Source organism: Streptomyces sulfonofaciens (assembly GCF_014656295.1).
In the GTDB taxonomy this organism is placed as follows: Bacteria; Actinomycetota; Actinomycetes; order Streptomycetales; family Streptomycetaceae; genus Streptomyces; species Streptomyces sulfonofaciens.
Map to the genome: position 1 here is coordinate 287,268 of NZ_BNCD01000009.1, position 20,072 is coordinate 307,339.

A 20,072-nucleotide genomic window follows, 5' to 3' on the forward strand; every position below is an offset into this window, starting at 1 on the left:
GTGAACGGCCAGAGAACGGAAGCGGCCCCCGAACGGGATCCGCGTCGGCCCCCTCGGTCCCCGGGCCCCGACGGCACCGGAGCCGGTGCGGGCTCCCGGGACGCGGAGACCGGGGCGGCGCCAGGGGGTGCCGGAGCCGGTGCGCGGGAGGACCTCGGCGGGTGGGCGGCACGGCTGCGCGCGGTGCCCGTCGGCCCGGACGCCGTGCGCCCGGTGCCCGACAGCGCCGGACTCCCGGAGGCGACCGACGAGGTCCGCGAGGCGGCCCGGCTGCTCCCCGACCACTGGCTGGGCGTCGTCGACCCCATGTGGGACGACACCCAGGACCCCCCGGCGTGGGCGATCGTGGGGCAGTGGCGGTCCGACGCCGACGGCGAGGTGGTGGAGTGGGCCGACAACCCCGACCACCGCCCCTCGCCCGCGATACTCGGCTGGGAGGAACCCGAGGACGCCCTCGACGCGGCGGTCCAACTGGCGGCCACCGGATACGGTCCCGCCGGTGAGGTCGCGCGGGTGCTCGCCTCGGCCGAGGTCTCGGTGCTGGTGGACGCGTCCGGCGCGCCCGTCACGGCATCGGCCCCGGACGGCACGGCGGTGGTGCCGGTCTTCAGCTCGCACCCGCATGTGAGGAAGATGGGTGCCTTGCGGCACCGGGTGGTCACGGCCTCGGAGCTGGTCGCACAGATCCCCGAAGGGCACCGGTTGTATCTTAATCCGGCGGGGCCGGTGGGGTTCGTCGTGGACCACGGTGCGCTCCTGGAGGCGATCCGGGAGGCGGCCGCGTAGGGCACCCACCCACACCATCCTGCCGCCGCCCGGGGAACCGGGCCGGGCGGCTGCCGCCCAGGTCATCACAGGCAAGGACGAGAACCAGATGGAGACGCCCCCCAACCGGCCCGCGGAAGAGGCCGCCCGGCCGCGGGACCCGGTGGACGCGGTGCAGGGCCCCGGGACCCCCTCGAACACCGCACCGGCCGCCGTACCGGCCGCCGGGAGCCCCTCGCCGCCGACCGCCGCGGCAACGGTGGACGCACCGCGGGTGCCCGACGACATCCGCGAGGCGGCCCGCCTCGCCCCGGACCACTGGCTGGGCGCGGTGGACCCCGGGTGGACGGGTGACGAACCGCCGCCGGACTGGGCGCTCATCGGCGAGTGGCGGTCGGGCCCGACCGGCCAGGTCGAGGAGTGGCGGCCCAACGACGACTACCGCCCCTCGCCCCGGATGCTGGGCTGGCCGGAGCCCTCCGACCCGGTGGACGCCGCCGTCCAGCTCGCCGCCACCGGCTACGGGCCCCGGCAGGACGCCGTCCGCGCCCTGGCCGCGGCCGAAGTGACCGTGCTGCGTGCTCCCGACGGCGGACCGCTGGTCGCCACCGGCCCCGAGGGCACCCCGGTGGTACCCGTCTTCACCTCCGTCCCCCACCAGCCGTTCGCCCGAGGGCTGGCCCACGAGGCGGTGGCCGCCGGCGAACTCGCGCACCGGTGCGCGGGGGACGGCACCGCACTGAGCGTCAATCCCGCAGGCCCGGCCACCCTGGTCGTCGGTGCCGACGAGGTGCTGGGTGCCCTGGGCGGCACGCCCCCCGGCGACGGCTCCGGCACCGCGGCGGCCGAGGCCGCTTCCCACCCCCACCTCGCCACTTCCACCGGAAGGACGCCATGACGGCTTCCCCATCGCCCCCGCACCGCGACGGACAGGGACCTGCCGCCTCCGCGGCACCCGCGTCCGGCACCGCCGCACCCGCCGAGTCGACCTCGCGGGCCTCCGAGGCCGAGACAGCACTCCTCGCCGAGTCGGCACCCACCGCGGCTCCGTCGACCGCCGCCCGGGCGGACCGGGACCGACCGGAGGAACCGGAGTCAGAAGAGGGGGCGGCCGGGACCGGGCCCACCGAGGAGGCGGCAGCGGCGCCCCCCGCACAGGCAGCGGCCGGGCAGAAGGGTGCCGAAGCGAAGGCGGCCGAGACCGACGCCCAGGCCGACACGGACACCGACGCCGACACGGACACCGACGCCGACACGGACGCCGAGGCCGACACGGACACCGGCACCGACACCGGCGCCGAGGCCGAGGGCGGCTCCGCGACCGGCACCGCGACCCCCGCCGAAGCCGCCGCCGAGGCGAAGGCCGGCACAACGATCGGTACCAAGGCCGGTACCAAGGCCGAGAGCGGCCGGGAGGCGGAGGCACGCGCCGCCACCGCCGCGGAAGCCGCCTCGGAGGCGGTGGCCGCCGAAGCCGCCACCACGGAAGCCGCGGCCGCGCCCGGGCGGCCACGCAAGAGCATGCTGGCCGGCGCCGCCATCGCGGGTGCGCTGCTGATCTCCGTCCCGTTCATGCTGACCGGGAACGACGGCGGATCCGACAGGGCCGCCAGGACGAACGCGCCGGCCGGGACGGTGCTCTCCGACGGCCAGGTGGCCGGCTCGTCGTCGGGTGTCTTCAGCCCGGCGTCACCGTCCGCGGACGCCGGGCGCGGGCACCACCCGAAGCACCCGGGAGCAGGGTCCGCCGGGGCACCGTCCGGACACGGAACCGGCTCCCCGGGTGACGAGAACAAGCCCGGCACCGACAGCGGGACCGGATCCGACTCCGGGTCCGACTCGGGGTCGGGATCCGGCTCGGGTACCACGCACCACGACACCACCTCCAACACGCCGACGAAGACAGGCACGTCGTCCCACACCACGCACCCCGGCGGATCCTCCGGCAGCTCCGCCACCGTCCAGTACGTCACACGCATCAGGGGCCATGCCTCCGGCCGCTGCATCGACGTCCTCGACGGCGGGCAGGGCAACGGCACACCGCTTCAGGTGTGGGACTGCGGCGGCGTCGCCTGGCAGCAGTGGAGCTACTACTCCGACGGCACCTTCCGCACGATGGGCAAGTGCATGACGCTGGCCTCCGGTTCGACCGCGAACGGCACCCCGCTCACGCTGTCGGACTGCAACGGAAGCTGGACACAGCAGTTCCGCCTGGTCTCGGCACAGGACCTGGTCAACCCGCACGCCGACAAGTGCGTCGACGCGAAGGACCAGGGGACCGCCAACGGCACCCGGTTGCAACTGTGGACCTGCAACGGGCAGGACAACCAGAAGTGGAGCAGCTTCTGAGCGGTCACCGGACCCGCTGACACCCGGCCCGGTCGACCCGGACCGCCCAGGACCGCCCCGGCCGCGTTCGACCGGGGCGGTCCGTCCTGACGGCGCCCCTGGTCGCGGCCCGGGCCGCGGGGCCCGGACCGGGTGCGCCGCGGCGAGCGGCGGGAGCACAAGTATCTTGACATCGAGCTTTATCGCCGCGCAGGCTACCCATGGATCCCCTGCCGATCGAGGTGGTCGCGCCCGCGGCCCGAAGCAGCACCTCCGAAGCCCCGGGGCCCGGTCGTCCGGCTGAAGAGCGGTGTCGACGCCGAAGCGACGTGAGACTCCAGTCCCCGCCGACGCGGGCCTGAGAAAGGCTAGGAAAGAAGAGCATGAGCGACGCCAGTGGATTCGTGGACACTCCCCCGACCGCCCTCGCCGACGTCCTCGGGCGGGAGCAGGTCATGGACGTCGGCATACGCCCCCTCTGGTCCCCGATGCCGCGCGTGGCCGGCCCCGCGTTCACGGTGCGGTGTCCTCCCGGCGACAACCTGATGCTGCACGCCGCCGTCCACCGCGCGGAGCCGGGCTCGGTCATCGTGGTGGAGTCGGGAGACCTGGACTACGCGCTCGCCGGCGGGAACGTCTGCGCGGTCGCCCAGCGCCGTGGCGTCGTGGGCTTCGTGCTCGACGGGTTGATCCGCGATGTCGCCGAGGCACGCGAGCACGGCTTCCCCGTCTTCGCCCGCGGTGTGATCCCCGTCCCCGGCGCGAAGTCGGCCGTCGAGCCGCTCAACGTCCCGGTGCGGTGCGGAGGGGTGCGGGTGCACCCCGGCGACATCGTGGTGGCCGACGAGGAGGGCGTCGTGGCCGTCCCCCGCGCCCGCCGGGAGGAAGCGCTCCGCGGGGCCCTGGCGAAGGTGGCCAAGGAGGCCGGGGAATCCCTGGACGCCTGGGAAGAGGCCCACAGGACCCGTATCGACAGGATCCTGAGCGAGAAGGGCTTCGAGGTCTGACGAACCCGGGGCCGGCAGGCGCCCCCGGGGCCGACCGACGCCCCGTGCCGGCAGGAGCGGTGGACGCCCTCCGGCCGTGTCAGAAGGAGCGGTGGACGCCCTCCGGATCGTCGAGGGCGAGCCCCGCGAACTCCTGGAAGTCCATGTTGGAGACGTAGAGGTTGGCGTGGATCTCGCTCACGCCACCCGGCACCGTGCGGAACTGGCCGCCGTACTGGACCATCTCCTCGTACCACGTGTCGTCACCGACCAGTTCGGGAGTGGCGGTGGTGACGGCGAGCAGGGCGTGGTGGTCGGCCTGCATGGTGGTGCGGTCGGCCACGAAGACGGGGTAGGGACAGGTGTCGGCGCCGACGGCGGCCGGCAGGTCCTCGGTGGAGACCCCGGCGAAGCCCGGATCGTCCACGACGTGGACGGTCGCCTCGAACTCCCCGTCGCCCCATTTCGGGTTCTGGCACACATTCCGTGAATCACCACGCTGAGTGAGGATTGCCGGGCGGGCAGCACCTCGGGAAGCTGCCTAAAAATGATTCGTCCCCAGTGCGGTGTGGCTGACAGTTTGGCCCGTGGCAGAGGTGGTGCTCCGGCTGGAGGAGTTGCTGTTCCCGTCAATCGCAGATGTGGCTGTGCTGTCGGTCGACGTGAACGATGAGGCGGTACGTATTGAGGCCCGAAGCACGGTGGCCGGGTTCGATTGCCCTGGCTGCGGGAGCTGGTCTCGGCGCGTTCACAGCTCCTACCTGCGGTTTCCCGCTGATGTGCCCAGCGGCGGCAGACGGGTCGTCCTCTGCCTGCGGGTCCGCAGGTTCCTCTGCCCGGTCATCTCGTGCGGGCGCCGGACCTTCGCCGAGCAGATGCCGGGGCTGACTCGTCGGTACGGCCGACGGACCGAGCGCCTGCGGTCGACGCTGGCCGCGGTCGGCCTCGCACTTGCCGGTCGGGCCGGGGCCCGCATGGCGAGAGTCTTCGGCTTGTCCGTCAGCCGCAGCACGGTGCTGCGGCTGGTCGAATCCTTGCCCGACCCAGAAGTTTCCGCCCCGCGCGTCGTCGGCGTCGATGAGTACGCGACCCGCAAAGGCCGCCACTACGGGACCGTCCTGGTCGACGTCGAAAGCCGACGCCCGGTGGACCTGCTGCCCGACCGGAAGCCTCCAGCCTGCCCGCTTGGCTCGCGAAGCGGCCAGGGGTCGAAGTGGTCTGCCGCGATCGGGCACCGTTCTTCGCCGAAGGCGCCACCGCCGGGGCGCCCCAGGCAGTGCAGGTTGCGGACAGGTGGCATCTCTGGCACAACCTGAGCGAAGCCGCCGAGCGTTGTGTCGCAGACCACCGCGGATGCCTGCGGGTGCTGGCCCCAGATCCAGCCCAGCCTGCCCCCGAGCTGGAGAAGTTCGAAGACCCGTCCGGCTCGCCCTGGCCAAGGGGACACCGCTTCGCTGACCGAACCCGGGCCAACCACGCGACTGTCCACGAACTGCTGACCGCCGGACTCAGCCGGAGGGCGATTGGCCGCCAACTCCGCATGACCTCGCGTACCGTCAAACTCTTCGCCGACGCAGCCACCCCAGAGGACCTCTTCCGCGGGCAGTGGCAGGGCCGGCCGTCCAAGCTGGACGCGTTCAAGCCCTACCTGGATGACCGCTGGAACCAGGGCTGCACGAACGCCTGGGCGGTATGGGAGGAGATCGTGTCACTCGGCTATCAGGGCAGCTACCAGCGCGTTCGCGCCTACTTCCGGGAGAAGAGGACCTCTCCCAACCCGATCACAGCTCGACCACCATCACCCCGCGTCGTCGCCGGCTGGATCCTCCGACGCCCCGAGACCCTCCCTGAGATCGACCATCTTCGGCTCAAGGCAGTCTTGGTCCACTGCCCCGAGCTCGGCGCCCTCACTTCTCACGTCCGGTCCTTCGCCCGGATGCTCACCGAGCGCCAGGGCGAACGGCTTCCGCAGTGGCTCGACGCCGTCCGGCGCGACGACCTCCCCAGCCTCCACACCCTGGCCGCGGGCATCGAACGTGACCGTGAGGCCGTCATTGCCGGGCTCACCCTGCCCTGGAACTCCGGCGTCGTCGAAGGACACGTCAACCGGATCAAAATGCTCAAACGCCAGATGTTCGGCCGGGCCGGCTTCGCTCTCCTGCGGAAGAGGGTTCTTCTGGCCAGCTGACCACAGCCACCCATAGGGTGACGGGGACGAGAGAAGATGCACCATGGATCCCCGCATACCCCGCCTGCGTCGCAAGCTGGCCGCGATCCCGTTCCAACCCCTGCGCAGCCACTCCTTCGGAGAAGAGCAACACAAGTTCCGCCTAGGTCCGAAGCTGGCAGAAGCACGCGTCGCTGCGTTCGAGGCCGAGCACGACATCGCCCTGCCCGACGCCTACCGGCAGTTCCTCACGCACATCGGCGGCTCAGGCGCGGCGCCGTTCTACGGCCTCATGCCGCTGGAGCGGTGTTCCCTGCTGGTCATGAACCCGCGTGAGGAACCGGGGACACCCCGCGGATTCGACGACGCAGAACCCGGGGGTCAGGGACGCGACCTCTTCCTCCACGTCATCGAAATGGGCTGCACCGACGTATGCGTCATCGCGGTGACCGGTCCCCTCACCGGCCGCGTCCTCATCGGCAACAGCGACGGGTTCTGGGGCCCCAACGTCTCCTCCGCCACCGACTTCCTCGACTGGTACGAACGCTGGCTCAACCACATGAGCGCCGGACGCGACAACCGGGCCCTGGAACTCACCTCACCCCAGCTTCGTGCCCATCCCGACAGGCATCGCATGGCACCGAAGATTTGACTCTCCGTAACCACTCCACGGAAAGTGAGCCAGAACCCCATTTCGCGTTCAGGAGCGCCTTGACGGTCTCCCGCGCGTCGTCGTCCCCGAAATCGGTGCGGACGACCGGGGCGTCCCCGTCGTCGTGGTCCGTGATCGGGGGCAGAGTGGTCATGGGCGGCTCTCCTGTACTCGGACACCCGCGACGGTCAGCGGGCGGGCAACGTGCAATGGGCGACGGCAACTGCGGTAGACGGGCAGGGCTGTCGCACACCCCGCTGACACCGCTCCGCACGGGGCGAGGAGATCTCACACACCGTAGGGGCGTCGCGATGTTCGGTCACATTCCCGCGCGGTACGAAATCGTGAGCTTATTCCTTACGCGCTGCAAAACAGCCGACTTCGCACCTCGCATTACACGGCACCGTGCACCCGTACGTAAGATGACCGCCTGCCGGGACGCGCGCCGCGTTCCTCCCGCGTACCAGCGGTGCCACCGCCGAACGCGCGGTGCGGCGGCCGGGGCCGGGTCGGGCCGCAACCACGGCGAGTTCCTCCGGCGCGCGGTTCCGCGGGCCCGGTTCGCACCCGCTCTCACCGACCTCTGGTATTCCGCACTTTCCACCAGCTCTATGATCTCCCCATGGCACAGAAAATCGTCACCATCTACACGGACGACCTCACGGGCGAAGAGTCGACAGAGGCCGCCACTCACACCTTCGCGCTGGACGGCGTGACATATGAAATCGATCTGTCCCCGGACAGTTACGATCAGCTCCTTGAGGCTCTTGGCCCGTTTGTGCACGCCGGGCGTAAGACCGGGAAAGTCCGCGGGCAGCGGAAGCCGGCACCCCGCGCCGAGGACACCGGGGCGATCCGGGTCTGGGCCAAGGAGAACGGCTACGACGTCAACGAGCGCGGCCGTGTCCCCGCCAACATCCGCGAGGCCTACCAGAAGGCCCACTGACGCCACTCGCCGGCGCACGGGCCCGGCCGGACACCGCCGGGCCGCGCGTACCGCGCCGCGGCCGTCGGGCCCGGTGCGGGGGCCTCACCCCGGAACGTCCCGGACGGTCCACCCGGGAAACGGACTTCGGCGGGCGCCGGCCGCCGAGCGGGCGGCATTGGCGCACCCGCCCCGCGCTTCCCGCGGTAATGCGGCCGGCGGTTCGCCGGCCGCATTACCGGTGTCCACCCGGTTCTGGATTCGGCCGGGTCGATCCACGCGCCGCCCTCCACGTCGCGCCCACGGCCCGTCGTGGGATGCCGCCGAGCGGACCTTTGCCCGAACCGCCCGGCCGGCCTCCGGCGCTCACCTCGCGGGGAAGCCGTACACGCGCTCTGCGCCCGTCCGAAGGCTTTCCGCAATTCCCGCCGGCCCTGCCGGAAGTCCCGCGGCGCACGGGGGGCGTCCGTGTGCCGGAGGCGGTCGAATCGAGCGCTGCTCACCTTTTGGACGCGGTTCACGATGTTCTTATATGCGCGTGGCGAATCGGGAAAACGCGGCTCGAACCCGTTCCGTGCGGCGGTCCGACCTGCCCGCCACCGAGCTGCCCGCCACCGGCCTACCGGCCGGCTGAAACCGTCGGCACGGCGCCCTCCGCCAAGCGGGCGGGGCGCGGGCCGTTCGGCCGCTCCCCCTGCTGCACCCCTCCCACGGGCCGGGCGTGGAAGGCCGGCCGACCTGTCGACTCCCCCTTTGCCGACGAGCCGGCCAGCCGTCCATCAGACGATCCCAGCGGGACGTTGGCCTATCAAGGCCGAAGTGGTGCACAATCCATGAGCCACGCTCATCGATGCGGGGGGGCAAGGGGAGCACCGCATTGGACCTGACGGAGATAGAGACCTTCCTGACGCTGTCGGAGGAACTGCACTTCGGACGCACCGCGGAGCGCATGGGCCTGTCCCAGTCACGCGTCAGCCAGTTGATCCGCTCGCTGGAACGGCGCATCGGCGCGGCGCTGTTCACCCGCACCAGCCGCCGGGTCGCGATGACCCCGCTGGGCGAACACACCCGGTGCACACTGGGCGCCGCGTACACGGACCTCAGGAAGAGCTACGACGAGGCGTGCGCCATCGCGCAGGGCATGGTCGGAACCCTGCACGTCGGCTTCATGGGCTGCCTCAACGGCCCGCCGCTGACCGACCTGGTTCTCGCCTTCGACCGCCGCTACCCGGCCTGCGACATCACGGTGGCCGAGGTGCCCTGGCACGACCCCTACCGGCAGCTACGAGCCGGCGAGATCGACGTCCTGCTCACCCTGCTGCCGGTCGACGAACCGGATCTGGAGGTGGGCACCGTACTGGTGTCCCACCCGCGAGTGCTGGCAGCCGACCTGGACCATCCGCTGATGGAGCGCGACGAGATCGACATCGAGGACCTGGCGGACTGGGTCCTGCTCGACGGCCCCGCCGAACTGCCCGCCCCGCTCCGACACGGTTTCTGCCCGCGGTTCACCCCGCTCGGCCGGCCCCTGCGCCGCGGGCACGGCGGCCGGACCTACCAGGAGGCGCTGCACCGGGTCGCCACCGGCGACACGGTGTGGACGGCCCACGAAGGGCTGTTCCGCACCTACCGGCACCCCCGCGTCGGGCACCGGCCGCTCAGCGGACTGTCCCCGGCCAACGGCGCCCTCGTCTGGCGGGCGGACGCCAAGAACGCCAAGACCCGTGCGTTCACGTCCCTGGCCGCGCAGTCGGCCCCCGGCCGCCCCGTCCCGGCGGCGCGTGCCGCTGCGCGGTCCCCGGCCGGGGCGGCTCGGGCCACCACCCGCTGAGCCCCCGGGTCCCGGTGCCCGATCCGGGGGGTGCGGGTCCGGGGCTCTGCACCCCGGCCGCCCGCGATAATCCCACCAGTTGTTTCCGAAGACGTGGGGTCCCCGCGGGGGCCCGAGGGGGGTGGCTCGCCCGATGGCGATCAAGAAGTCCGTGGTGGACGAGTTCGTGGTGCCTGGCCTGGTCGGGTACTGGCTCGGTGCCAGTGCGCACGCCCTGCAGACGGCGGGTTTCACCGGGCTGTGGAGTCCGAACCCGCAGTCCGAGGTCGCCGCGCGGTACAGGAAGGCCACGGTGTACGGCGAGTTGCGGGTGGGCGTCTACGCGGCGAGCCCCCAGGACTCCAGGATCGTCATGACCGCCAAGGCCAACGTGGACAACGTCTACGCCCTGTTCAGGAGCCCCGGGCGCCGCATCATCGAGGCGTTCAGGACCTCGCTCCTCGGCCGTGCCGGTTAGGGCGTGCCGCCCCGGCGCCGGGGCGGAACGCGGGGGTGCCGGTGCCCTGTCACACCACCGGCCCCCGACGGTCGAAGGGGTACGGAGGCCGAGCAGACGGAGAGGTGAGCGATCTTGGACGTCTACGAGGCGGTCACGAGCCGGCGGGCCGTACGCGGCTTCACCGACCGGCCCGTGCCGAGGGAGGTGCTCCGGCGCGTGCTGTCCGCCGCGGCCCGGGCGCCCTCCGGCTCGAACCTCCAGCCGTGGCACTCCTACGTGCTGACCGGCGGACCGCTGGCCGAGCTCAAGAGGCGCACCGGCGAGCGCGTGGCCGCGGACGACGCCTGGGACGAGCGGGAGTACGAGATGTACCCGCCCACGCTGAAGTCCCCCTATCTGGAGCGCCGGTCCGCCTTCGCCGAGCAGCGCTACGGCGCACTCGGCATCACACGCGAGGACCTGGAGGCACGTCAGCGGGCCGCCCGTGCGAACTGGGACTGCTTCGGCGCGCCCGCCGCCCTGTTCTGCTACATCGACCGCGACATGGGACCGGCCCAGTGGTCCGATGTCGGCATGTACCTCCAGACCGTCATGCTGCTGCTGCGCGCCGAGGGACTGCACAGTTGCCCGCAGATGGCGTGGTCGGTGTACCGCAGGACCGTCGCCGAGATCCTGTCGCCCCCGGACGGACTCGTCCTCTTCTGCGGCGTGTCGATCGGCTACGAGGACGCCACGGTGGGCCAGGACCGCACGGACCGGGCACCCCTGCACGAGACGGTCACGTTCGTGGAGGGGTAGCCCGTCGCCGGGCGCGCGGTGGCCGGAGAGGGGCACCCCGGGAGAGGGGCGCCTCGGAGGCGGGGGCGCGCCTCCTTCTCCGGACACCGCTCGCCGGGCCGGCCCGATGCGGTCCGAACGACCTCCCCTACAGGCGGATCGACTTCTTGTTCATGAACTCCTCGATGCCGAGCGCGCCGAGTTCGCGGCCCATGCCGGAGCGCTTGATGCCGCCGAAGGGCAGGTCCGCCACGGAGCCCCCGGACCTGTTGAGGTAGACCATGCCGGCCTCGATCCGGTCGGCGACGCCGCGGGCCCGCTCCGGATCGGTGCCGAAGACCGCGGCGCCCAGGCCGAACGGCGAGTCGTTGGCGATGTCGATCGCCTCCTCCTCGGTCCCGGCCCTGAACACCAGCGCGACCGGACCGAAGATCTCCTCGTGGTAGGCGTCCATCTGCGGTGTCACATCCGTCAGGACGGTGGCCTCCAGATAGGCGCCGGGGCCGATCCGCCTGCCGCCGGTGCGCAGCGTCGCCCCCTGCTCGACGGCGGTCCGGACCTGGGCGGCCACCTCGTCGGCCGCGGCGACGGACGCGAGGGGCGGCAGCGTCGTCGACGGGTCGGCGGGGTCGCCGGGCCGGTAGTACTCCGCGACGCGCTTGGTCAGGCCGTCGACGAACTCCTCGTAGATGTCGGCCATCACGATCATCCGCTTCGGCGCGTTGCACGACTGCCCGCAGTTGCGCATCCGGGCCGTCGCCGTGGCCTTCACGGTCTCGTCCATGTCGGCGGTGTCCAGCACGATCAGCGGGTCGGACCCGCCCAGTTCCAGGACGGCGCGCTTCAGGTTCCGTCCCGCCTCCGCGGCGACCGAGATCCCCGCCCGCTCGCTGCCGGTCAGGGACACCCCCTTGATGCGCGGGTCCGCGAGTACCGACGGGATCTGCCTGCTGGACGCGAAGACGTTCACGTAGGCGTCCTCGGGCACTCCCGCGTCGTGCAGGACCCGCTCGATCGCGGCCGCCGACCTGGGGCAGATGGAGGCGTGCTTGAGCAGGATCGTGTTGCCGAGCACGAGGTTGGGCGCCACGAACCGGGCGACCTGGTAGCACGGGAAGTTCCACGGCATGACGCCGAGCAGCGGGCCGATCGGCTCCTTGGCGATGACGGCCCTGCCGGTCTTGAGCGTCAGCGGCTCGTCCGCCAGCAGCGCCGGGCCGTTGGTCCCGTAGTACTCGAAGATGTCGACGACGATGCCGATCTCGCCGCGCCCCTCGTTGATGCGCTTGCCCATCTCCAGGGTCATGATCGCGGCCAGCTCGTCGGAGCGTTCCGCGAACAGCTCCGCCGCCCGCAGCGCGATCCCCGCCCGCTCGGCGACCGGACGGCGCCGCCAGGCCGTGTATCCGCGGTGGACGCGGTCGATCGCCGCCAGGACCTCCTCGTCGCTCGCGTTCGGGGTCTCCTCGACCAGTTCACCGGTGGCCGGGTCAGTCACTGAGTACATGGGGGACGCACCTCCGTTCACTGCAGCGTGGTGCCGGCGGGTCCACCGACAGCCCGTACCGTATACTGTATACACGGCACCGACGTGTTCCGGCCAGGGTGCGAGGGCCGGTACGCACGGGCCGGGTGCATGCCCGAGCGGGCACGCGGACCGCGGGAGGTGCACGCCCCGGCATGCATGCGGCGATCAGCAGGGCTCCCGCCACACCCCGAGTTCCGGCTTCTTCACCATCGACGACAGGCCGAGGCGGCGGGCCTGGGGGCAGAAACTGCGCCTCGGCTGCGTGTACTCCACGTGGAACACCGCCTTGCCGGCCGCGATGAACGGAGTGAGCAGCGCGCACTCGTCGTACTGTGCGCACTCCTCGTTGACCGCGAAGTCGAAGTCGGCCAGGAGCCGGGGGATCTGGGGGAGGTCGTTCTTCAGCCCCACCGACAGCCCTCGCTCGTGGGCGATGGCCGCGATCATGCGGTTGTACACGAGCTGGTGCCGCGCGGTGAGCGGGAAGCCGGTCTCGTTGCCGTACCCCTCCACAAGATCGGGCTCCACCGCGTCGAAGCCCTTGTCGCGGCACATGTCGAAGCGCCGCTCCATCAGGGGCCGCAGCACGGAGAGCCGCCGGATGTCCAGCCACCGCTCACCCGCCCAGCCGTTGGGCCGACCGCGGACCGAGCGGGGGAAGGCGTCCTTGTCCGGCCGGAAGTCCTCCCAGGCACCGACGTTGACGTAGCAGACGACCTTGCGGCCGTCCCGGTGCAGACGGGCCACGTCCGCCGCGGAGTTCTCGAAGCCGTCGATGTCGTAGACCGGCACGTCGGCCGAGGGGTCGGCCCTGCCGTCGAGCTGCCACTGCCAGGCCAGGCCGGGCCGGGGCTTCCAGAGGCCCTTGGCGCGGCCCCCCGGGGTGTGCGGCGGGGATGCGGGGCGGCTCCGGGCCGGGGGCCTGCCCGTGCCGGTCGCGGCCCCCGTGCCGGTCGCGGCTCCTGTGCCCGGCGTGGCCCCGGGCGCGGCCGTGGCCCCGGGGGCGGTCGGGCGCGCGGCGGCGGACCCCGGACCGCGGGCGCCGGCAGGGCGCTCCGCATCACGGGCACAGCCCGTCAGTACCGAGGCCACCAGGACGGCCAGGACGGTCAGGGCCGTCAGCGGTACGGCGTTCGCCGGTGTCGTCTTCCTCATGGCTCCGTCCCGGTCAGTGCCGGCGTCAACCGGTCCCATGGGTTGGGCGGTTCACCGGTCACGGGTCCGCACACGGCCGCACCGCGCTCGTGCGCCGTGCGCACGGCGAGCGGTACGAGCGCCTCGGGGACGCCGTAGACGAGGTGGCACAGCCTCTCGGGCGGGTGCCGCGCCGTCCAGGCGGGTCTGCTGAACGCCGACACGTACGTCGACCAGTGGCCCTCGAAGGTGACCGTCAGGTCGGCGAGGCGGGCGTACCCGGGCGCCGGATGCACCCCGGGGTTGAGCACGACCGTGCCGGCACCGAGCCGGCGCACGGTCCTGACCAGGCGGCGGCAGGCCCCCAGGCCCTCCGGCGTCGCCGTCACCCGGTCGAGGAAGCAGCCGTCGGCCGCGTACCACTCCTGGTGCCGGCGTACGTCGTCGGCGATCTCGGCACCGTCGCGCACCCCGTAGTCGGTGTCGACATAGCCGAGGAGCCGCGCCCCTGCCGCGCGCAGGGCCCCCGCCGCCGCGGTGAACGCGGGGTCGGGGCCCGCGCCGGGGCCGTCGGCCGGGTTGAGGACGACCCCGTAGGTGCGGGTCGCGGCCGTGATCAGACGGTGCCAGGCACCCGGGTCCTCGGCCGGGTGGACGTACAGCGGAACCAGCAGGCTCACGGCACACCGCCGCCTTCCCACAGCGCGGTCAGCGCGTCGTCGAGGGTGTGGACCGGACGCCAGCCCAGGGCCCGGCCGGCGGCGGTGATGTCGGAACACTGCCATGACACCTCCGCGGAGCGGGCCGAGCCGGCGGCGCCGGCGGCGTTCTCCTCGATCCTCCCCCGGAAGCCGGCCCGGTCGGCGAGGCCCCTCACCAGATCGCGCACGGGGGTGGCCCGGCCCCCGCCGATGTTGAGGACACCGGGCAGCGGGCCGGGTGCCGTGACCGCGTACGCCACCGCCCGTGCCACGTCGCGCACGTCGACGAAGTCGCGGTGCGCGGACAGGTCGCCGAGCCGCAGCACGGCGTCCGGATCGGGGCCCGCCGCGCGCAGCAGCCCGGCGATCCGGCCGGGCAGCCCGGTGGACGGCGCCCCGGGTCCCACCGGGTTGCCCACCCGCAGGACCACGGCGTCCAGGCCGGAGGCGGTCACCAGGGCCGTGCCCGCGAGCTTGGTCGCGCCGTACGGGCCGACGGGGCGGGTGGCCGCGGACTCCGCCACCGGGGTGCCCGGGGTGCCGGGACCGTACTCCGCGGCCGAGCCCAGGTGCACCAGGCGCGCCGCGGGGGCCGCCTCGCGCAGTGCGGCGCACAGGACCGCGGGTCCGCGGACGTTGACCTCGGCGAGGGTCACGGCGTCACCGCCGGTCGCGCCCGCACAGTTGATCACCGTGTCGGGCGCGGCCGACACGAGGGTCTTCGCAAGCTGCTCCGGACGGGCGGACGCCAGGTCGACGACGTACTCGGCGGCGGGCGAGCGGCCGCCGCCGAGTACGAGCGCGCCCGGCACGGCCCCCAGCCGCCGGGCGACGTGGGCGCCGAGGTAGCCGGTGGAGCCCAGGACGAGGATGCGCATGCGGTGCTCAGGCTCCCTTGAGCAGAAGCGACTTCTGGGTGGTGAACTCGGCATTGGCCCGGTCGTAGTCGTCCGGGCGGCCGATGTCCAGCCAATAGCCGTCGAACTCGTAGGCGTACGGCTGGTTGCGGGCGGACAACAGGTCGAGGACCAGCTCGTCGAAGCCCAGGGGCAGTCCGGGCGTGTAGCCCTCCAGCGTCGAGCGCGACAGGCCGTAGACGCCCATGGAGACGCGGTAGTCCATGCTCGGTTTCTCGGTGAACGCGACGACCCTGCTCGCATCGGTGGTCAGCACGCCGAAGTCGATGTGCACCTTGCGTGCGTACGTCGCGATGGTCAGCGGCGCTCCCGAGGCACGGTGGTGGCGCAGGACGTCGGCGTAGTCGAGGTCGGTGAGGACGTCGCCGTTCATCACCAGGAACGTCTCGGGCAGGCGGTCGCGCAGGGTGAGCAGCGGGCCCATGGTGCCCAGGGGGCTCTCCTCCGTGGCGTAGTCGACGGTCATGCCCCACTGGGAGCCGTCGCCGACGTAGGCGCGGATGATCTCGCCCAGGTGGCCGATGGCGATGGTGCAGTGGGTGAAACCCGCCGTGGAAAGCTGCCGCAGCACGATCTCCAGGATGGCGTGCTGGTCGCCGATGGGCACCAGCGGCTTGGGCAGGGCGGTGGTGTAGGGCCGCAGTCTGACGCCCTTGCCTCCCGCCAGGATCACTGCGTGCATGGAGCTCCTCCTTCGTGGACGTGCGGTCTTCGCACACACAGGGGCGGCCCGGAGGGCCTATGTCGAGGGTGGTGGGGGGTGGGTGACGGGTCGGCGGGTCAGATGTTGTAGATGCCGGTCTTGTAGCGGGCCAGGTTGGCCGGGTCGCGGAAGAACTCCACCGTGGCGGCCAGCCCTTCCTCCAGGGTGTGCGCGGCCCGCCAGCCGGTGGCCGCGGTGAGCCGGCCCGCGTCCGCGACCAGGCGCATCACCTCGGACTTCGCGGGCCGGACGCGGGCCTCGTCCGCACGGACGTCGAGCGCGGTGTCCATGACCTTGCCGATGAGCGCGACCAGGTCGCCGACGGAGATCTCCCCGCCGGTACCGGCGTTGAAGGTGCGGCCGACGACCTGCCCGGCGGGCGCGGTGCCCACCGCGAGGAACGCCTGTGCGGTGTCCCGGACGAAGGTGAAGTCCCGCGTGGGGCGCAGGTCGCCGAGCGTGATCGTGCGCTGCCCGGCCGCCACCTGCCCGATGACGGTCGGGATCACCGCGCGCATCGACTGGCGCGGTCCGAAGGTGTTGAAGGGCCGCAGCGTCACCACCGGGGTGTCGAAACTCGCGTGGTAGCTGTCGGCCAGCCGGTCCCCGCCCGCCTTCGAGGCGGCGTACGGCGACTGGGTGTTGATGGGGTGGTCCTCGGTGATCGGCACGGTCCGCGCGGTGCCGTACGTCTCGCTGGTGGAGGTGTGCACCAGCCGGGGCGTACCGAGGGCGCGCACCGCCTCCAGCACGTTGAGCGTGCCGGTGACGTTGGTGTCCACGTAGCTGTGCGGCGCCCGGTAGGAGTACGGGATCGCGATCAGGGCGGCCAGGTGGTAGGCGGTGTCGGCGCCTTCGAGGAGGCCCCGGACGGAGCCGGGGTCGCGGACGTCGCCGAGGACGATCTCCACGTGGTCGAGGACGTCCGGGGGCAGTGTCTCCAGCCAGCCGTAGGAGGAGAAGGAGTTGTACTGGGCCATGGCTCTGACCCGGTGCCCGGAGGCGACCAGCGCCTCGGTGAGGTGCGAGCCGATGAAGCCCTCGGCACCGGTGACGGCGGCGAGCGGGGCGGAGGTCAACTGGTGTGTCCCTTCCCGTGGAACGAGCTGAGGTGAGCTGAGGTGAGGTGCGGTGGGGTGAGGTGCGGTGGGGTGAAGCGACCTGGAGCGGGGTGGAGCGGGGTGGGGCGAGGTGCGGTGGGACGAGCTGAGGAGAGTGGAGCGAAGTGCGCGGGTCGAGCGTGTTTCGTGGCGGCGGGCCCGGGACTCAGGCGTGCCGTGCGGGCCGTCCGAGGAACCACAGCGCGCACACCGCCAGGCACAGCGCCGCGGCACCGCAGCACAGCGGCAGCGCCACCGGATCAGGTGGCGGGCGCAGCAGTGCGGCGGTCCCGGCACCGCCCGCGGCCGCGAGGCAGATCGCGGCCGACGTCCAGGCCGTCCCGAACGCCTGGAGCAGCAGCGCGGTCCACAGGGTGGCCGCGAGCAGCAGCAGGGCGACCGGTTCGGCGCCGGTGAGCAGGGCCGCGGGCAGCAGCGGCAGAAGGTAGGCGAGCAGGCAGAGGGCGAGGATGCCGACCGAGCGCAGCAGGAAGGCGGCGGGCCGAGCGGTGGCGCGCAGCGCGGCGACCGACAGCCCGCGGTAGCGGTACAGCAGCCACTCCGCCGGCCCCATGCTCACGGTCAGCACGATCACCGCGTAGGGCTCCCGCCGGCCCTCCAGGAGCACCAGCACCCCGGCCGCAAGACCGAACAGGCCGTAGGGCAGGGACTGCACCAGGCGCGGCCGGGTGCCGCCGGGCACGGCCGGGACGGCGAGGGCGGCCCCCAGGGCCCGTGCGGTGACGGCGAGCGTCGCCAGCAGCGCCAGCAGGGGCAGTGCGGCACGCAGCAGGGGGCCGGGCTCCCACCACGGCAGCAGCGCCGCGCCGGCGATCAGCGGGCTGAGCGCGGCCAGCAGCAGCCGTTCCCGGGCCAGTACCAGCAGGACGCCCGCCGCCGCCAGGTACAGCGACTGCGCCGCCGCCACCAGGGTCACCGGGCCGGCGCCGTGCCCCTGGTGGCCGGTCAGCACCGCGGCCGCCGTGGCCACCGCCGCCCCCGCGGGGGCACCGGCCAGCAGTGCCCGGCCCGCCTCCCGCCGCCCCGTCGCCAGCCGCAGGTGCGCGCGGTGGCCGAGCGCCTGCCCCCAGGCCCAGGAGACGAGGCCCGCCACGATCAGCGCCGGGGCGTGCCCTGCGGCGTTCCACAGCGGTGCGGTGAGCAGGTAGGCGAGGCCCGGCAGTGCGAACAGCACGCCGCGCAGCAGGCAGCGCACGGTGTCGGGACGCCAGGGATCGGACGCGGGCGCGGGCTCGGGGAAGGTCCGCGGCACCCGCTCGTACAGGGCGGAGGCGAGCGAGAACAGGTTCGGGTGCCCGTACCGTTCCTTGATCACGGAGGCGGACATGCCCTCCGCCTCCAGCAGCGCGGCCACCTCGTACGCGTGGACGGCGGGGCCGACGCGGTCGGCGAGTTCGGCGGCGAGCCGGCTCACCGCCTCCTCGTCGGGGCCCCGTCCCGGCAGCCGGATGGCGAGCGTGGTGTCGTCGAGGCTCCAGCGGGGGCGGCGGCGCGGCCGCCCGGCCAACCGGATGGCCAGCGTGTCCTGGTCGGCACCGCCGGGTTCCAGTGATATCGGCCCGCTCATCCGGCCAGGCTCCCGGTTCCCGTGCCCAGCGGCGCGAGGGTTCGCGCGCGGGCCCGCAGTGCCCGGGAGCGCCGGTCGAGCAGGGGCAGCTCCCGGTAGATGGACCGGAAGGTGTCGATGGTCTGCCGCAGCGTGAACTGCTCGATCACCCTGAGCCGGGCGGCCTCGCCCATCGCCCGCCGCCGCCCGGCGTCGCCCAGCAGTTCCAGCGCCGCCGCGGCCATCGCCGCCGGATCACGCGGCGGCACCACGAGCCCCGTGTCACCGACGGCCTCCCGCACACCGCCGACGTCGGTGGAGACGGTCGCCCGTCCGCACGACATGGCTTCGATCAGGGTGAACGGGAAGCCCTCGCTGATGCTGGAGAGCATCACGACGTTGCCGGCCGCGTAGGCGTCCTTGATGTCGTCGACGCGTCCCTCGAACGTCACCGCGTCCGCGTGCCCGAGTTCCGCGGCCAGGGCCTCGCACCGCTCGCGGTACGCCTCCCCGCCCCGCGGCGTCCCGCCGAACATCCGCAGCCGCACGTCGGGTATTCGCTCCCTGACGAGGGCGAAGGCCCGGATGAGGGTCTCCAGGTCCTTGATCGGGTCGACGCGGCCCGCCCAGCTCAGGGTGAGGGCGTCCGGCTCGGGCCCGGCCGGCGGGAAGGCCGCGGGGTCCACGCCGTTGTAGACCGTGCGGATCGACTCCGGGGCGGCACCGCCCTGCTCCTCCCACAGCCGGTTGTAGCGGTTGCCCGGTGTGATGAGGGCGGCCCTGCGGTAGCTCTCCTCCGCCAGCAGCCGGAAGAAGCCGAGGACGACGGCCTTCACGGGCCAGCGGTAGGACGCCGTGCGGTAGCCCAGGTAGCGCTCGCGCAGATAGACGCCGTGCTCGGTCAGCAGCAGCGGGACACCGTGCCGTTCGAGGGCGGCCAGTCCAGGCAGTACGGCGACCCCGCCGCTGACCGCGTGCGCGACCCCGTTCTCGGGCGGCGGTGCGGCCAGCGGGCGCAGGGCGTGTTCCAGCAGGGCGGTCGCGGTGATCGCGTCGTGCAGGGTCGGCCCGGCCTCGCGCACGGCGAGCCCGGGGCGGTTCCACACGGCGGTCAGCAGGGCGATCGCCCGGTCCGCGCGCAGGAAGGGGCTCAGCGTCCCGTCCGCCGCGGCCCGGGCCATCGTGTACAGGGCGGGGGCGAAGGCGTCCTCGGCGCCCGGATCGAGCAGGGCGGTCAGGAACCGCTCGTACGCGGCGGCGAGTTGGACCCTGGCCCGGCCCCGGGGCGGGCGGCCCTCCGGCGGGGCGCCCCACATCGGCACGGACAGCACTCGCGAGACGTGCCCCGGCAGGTCCCACACGACGGGTTCGCGCCCGGTGCCGGTGACGGCGATGATGTCGAAGTCGAGGTCGGTCATGCCCTGGACGAGTTGATCGCACCAGACGCTGACGCCGCCGTGACTGTGCGGATAGGTGCCTTCGGTGAGCAGGGTGACACGCGTGGCGCCGGGTCTTCGGGCGCCGTGCCGAACGGGCATCGATGGGCTCCACG

18 protein-coding genes and 1 pseudogene are annotated in these 20,072 nt (G+C 72.9%); 10 read left to right on the top strand and 9 right to left on the bottom strand.

The features are described from left to right. From IE313_RS17200 to IE313_RS17215, 4 genes are all read left to right on the top strand, one after another. Entirely contained in the window at nucleotides 1–786 is a 786-nt protein-coding gene (locus IE313_RS17200; protein ID WP_189933042.1) for a type VII secretion system-associated protein, read from the top strand. Between the two features lie 88 nt (nucleotides 787–874). Continuing rightward, nucleotides 875–1,663 carry a type VII secretion system-associated protein gene (locus tag IE313_RS17205; protein ID WP_189933044.1) on the top strand — a complete coding sequence of 263 codons (789 nt, stop codon included), beginning with the start codon at nucleotides 875–877 and terminating at the stop codon, nucleotides 1,661–1,663. Then, a complete protein-coding gene (locus IE313_RS17210) occupies nucleotides 1,660–3,114 on the top strand; it encodes a ricin-type beta-trefoil lectin domain protein (protein ID WP_189933046.1) in 1,455 nt (484 codons plus the stop codon). Before IE313_RS17205 ends, IE313_RS17210 begins: the two co-directional genes overlap by 4 nt. Nucleotides 3,115–3,476: 362 nt before the next feature. Next, entirely contained in the window at nucleotides 3,477–4,100 is a 624-nt protein-coding gene (locus tag IE313_RS17215) for an RraA family protein (protein WP_189933048.1), read from the top strand. 79 nt (nucleotides 4,101–4,179) lie between these two features. Here the strand turns inward: IE313_RS17215 and IE313_RS17220 are convergent, their stop codons facing one another. After that, entirely contained in the window at nucleotides 4,180–4,560 is a 381-nt protein-coding gene (locus IE313_RS17220) for a DUF6924 domain-containing protein (RefSeq protein WP_189933049.1), read from the bottom strand. A 106-nt stretch (nucleotides 4,561–4,666) separates the two neighbouring features. Here IE313_RS17220 and IE313_RS36620 point away from each other — a divergent pair. The 6 genes and pseudogenes from IE313_RS36620 to IE313_RS17250 all read left to right on the top strand — a co-directional run bounded on the left by IE313_RS36620 (nucleotide 4,667) and on the right by IE313_RS17250 (nucleotide 10,891). Continuing rightward, nucleotides 4,667–6,267 (top strand): annotated as a pseudogene (locus IE313_RS36620) (ISL3 family transposase). A 43-nt stretch (nucleotides 6,268–6,310) separates the two neighbouring features. Then, nucleotides 6,311–6,898 (top strand): SMI1/KNR4 family protein, encoded by a 588-nt coding sequence (locus tag IE313_RS17230; protein WP_059267212.1) that lies wholly within the window; start codon nucleotides 6,311–6,313, stop codon nucleotides 6,896–6,898. Between the two features lie 622 nt (nucleotides 6,899–7,520). Next, nucleotides 7,521–7,844, top strand: a complete 324-nt coding sequence (locus IE313_RS17235) for a histone-like nucleoid-structuring protein Lsr2 (protein ID WP_189933051.1) — start codon at nucleotides 7,521–7,523, stop codon at nucleotides 7,842–7,844. 856 nt (nucleotides 7,845–8,700) lie between these two features. Continuing rightward, complete coding sequence (locus tag IE313_RS17240) at nucleotides 8,701–9,654, top strand: LysR family transcriptional regulator (RefSeq protein WP_189933053.1); 954 nt, start codon at nucleotides 8,701–8,703, stop codon at nucleotides 9,652–9,654. Between the two features lie 133 nt (nucleotides 9,655–9,787). Beyond that, entirely contained in the window at nucleotides 9,788–10,111 is a 324-nt protein-coding gene (locus tag IE313_RS17245; protein ID WP_189933055.1) for a hypothetical protein, read from the top strand. 114 nt (nucleotides 10,112–10,225) lie between these two features. Then, entirely contained in the window at nucleotides 10,226–10,891 is a 666-nt protein-coding gene (locus tag IE313_RS17250) for a nitroreductase (protein ID WP_189933057.1), read from the top strand. Nucleotides 10,892–11,018: 127 nt separating this feature from the next. Here the strand turns inward: IE313_RS17250 and IE313_RS17255 are convergent, their stop codons facing one another. The 8 genes from IE313_RS17255 to pelF form a co-directional block, all read right to left on the bottom strand. Beyond that, nucleotides 11,019–12,377, bottom strand: coding sequence for an NAD-dependent succinate-semialdehyde dehydrogenase (locus IE313_RS17255; protein WP_189933059.1), 1,359 nt, complete (start codon nucleotides 12,375–12,377; stop codon nucleotides 11,019–11,021). A 186-nt stretch (nucleotides 12,378–12,563) separates the two neighbouring features. Then, nucleotides 12,564–13,553, bottom strand: coding sequence for an endo alpha-1,4 polygalactosaminidase (locus IE313_RS17260; protein ID WP_229924705.1), 990 nt, complete (start codon nucleotides 13,551–13,553; stop codon nucleotides 12,564–12,566). Continuing rightward, complete coding sequence (locus IE313_RS17265) at nucleotides 13,550–14,212, bottom strand: spherulation-specific family 4 protein (protein WP_189933061.1); 663 nt, start codon at nucleotides 14,210–14,212, stop codon at nucleotides 13,550–13,552. Before IE313_RS17265 ends, IE313_RS17260 begins: the two co-directional genes overlap by 4 nt. Beyond that, nucleotides 14,209–15,111: an NAD-dependent epimerase/dehydratase family protein gene (locus tag IE313_RS17270; protein ID WP_189933063.1), complete on the bottom strand. Its 903-nt coding sequence runs from the start codon at nucleotides 15,109–15,111 to the stop codon at nucleotides 14,209–14,211. The genes IE313_RS17265 and IE313_RS17270 overlap by 4 nt, the downstream gene beginning before the upstream one ends. A 7-nt stretch (nucleotides 15,112–15,118) precedes the next feature. Further along, entirely contained in the window at nucleotides 15,119–15,832 is a 714-nt protein-coding gene (locus tag IE313_RS17275; protein WP_189933065.1) for a nucleotidyltransferase family protein, read from the bottom strand. 98 nt (nucleotides 15,833–15,930) lie between these two features. Beyond that, nucleotides 15,931–16,932, bottom strand: a complete 1,002-nt coding sequence (locus tag IE313_RS17280) for a GDP-mannose 4,6-dehydratase (protein WP_189933067.1) — start codon at nucleotides 16,930–16,932, stop codon at nucleotides 15,931–15,933. A gap of 187 nt (nucleotides 16,933–17,119) precedes the next feature. Next, a complete protein-coding gene (locus tag IE313_RS17285) occupies nucleotides 17,120–18,541 on the bottom strand; it encodes a hypothetical protein (protein WP_189933069.1) in 1,422 nt (473 codons plus the stop codon). Then, complete coding sequence (gene pelF, locus IE313_RS17290) at nucleotides 18,538–20,058, bottom strand: GT4 family glycosyltransferase PelF (protein ID WP_189933071.1); 1,521 nt, start codon at nucleotides 20,056–20,058, stop codon at nucleotides 18,538–18,540. Before pelF ends, IE313_RS17285 begins: the two co-directional genes overlap by 4 nt. Nucleotides 20,059–20,072: the final 14 nt, after the last annotated feature.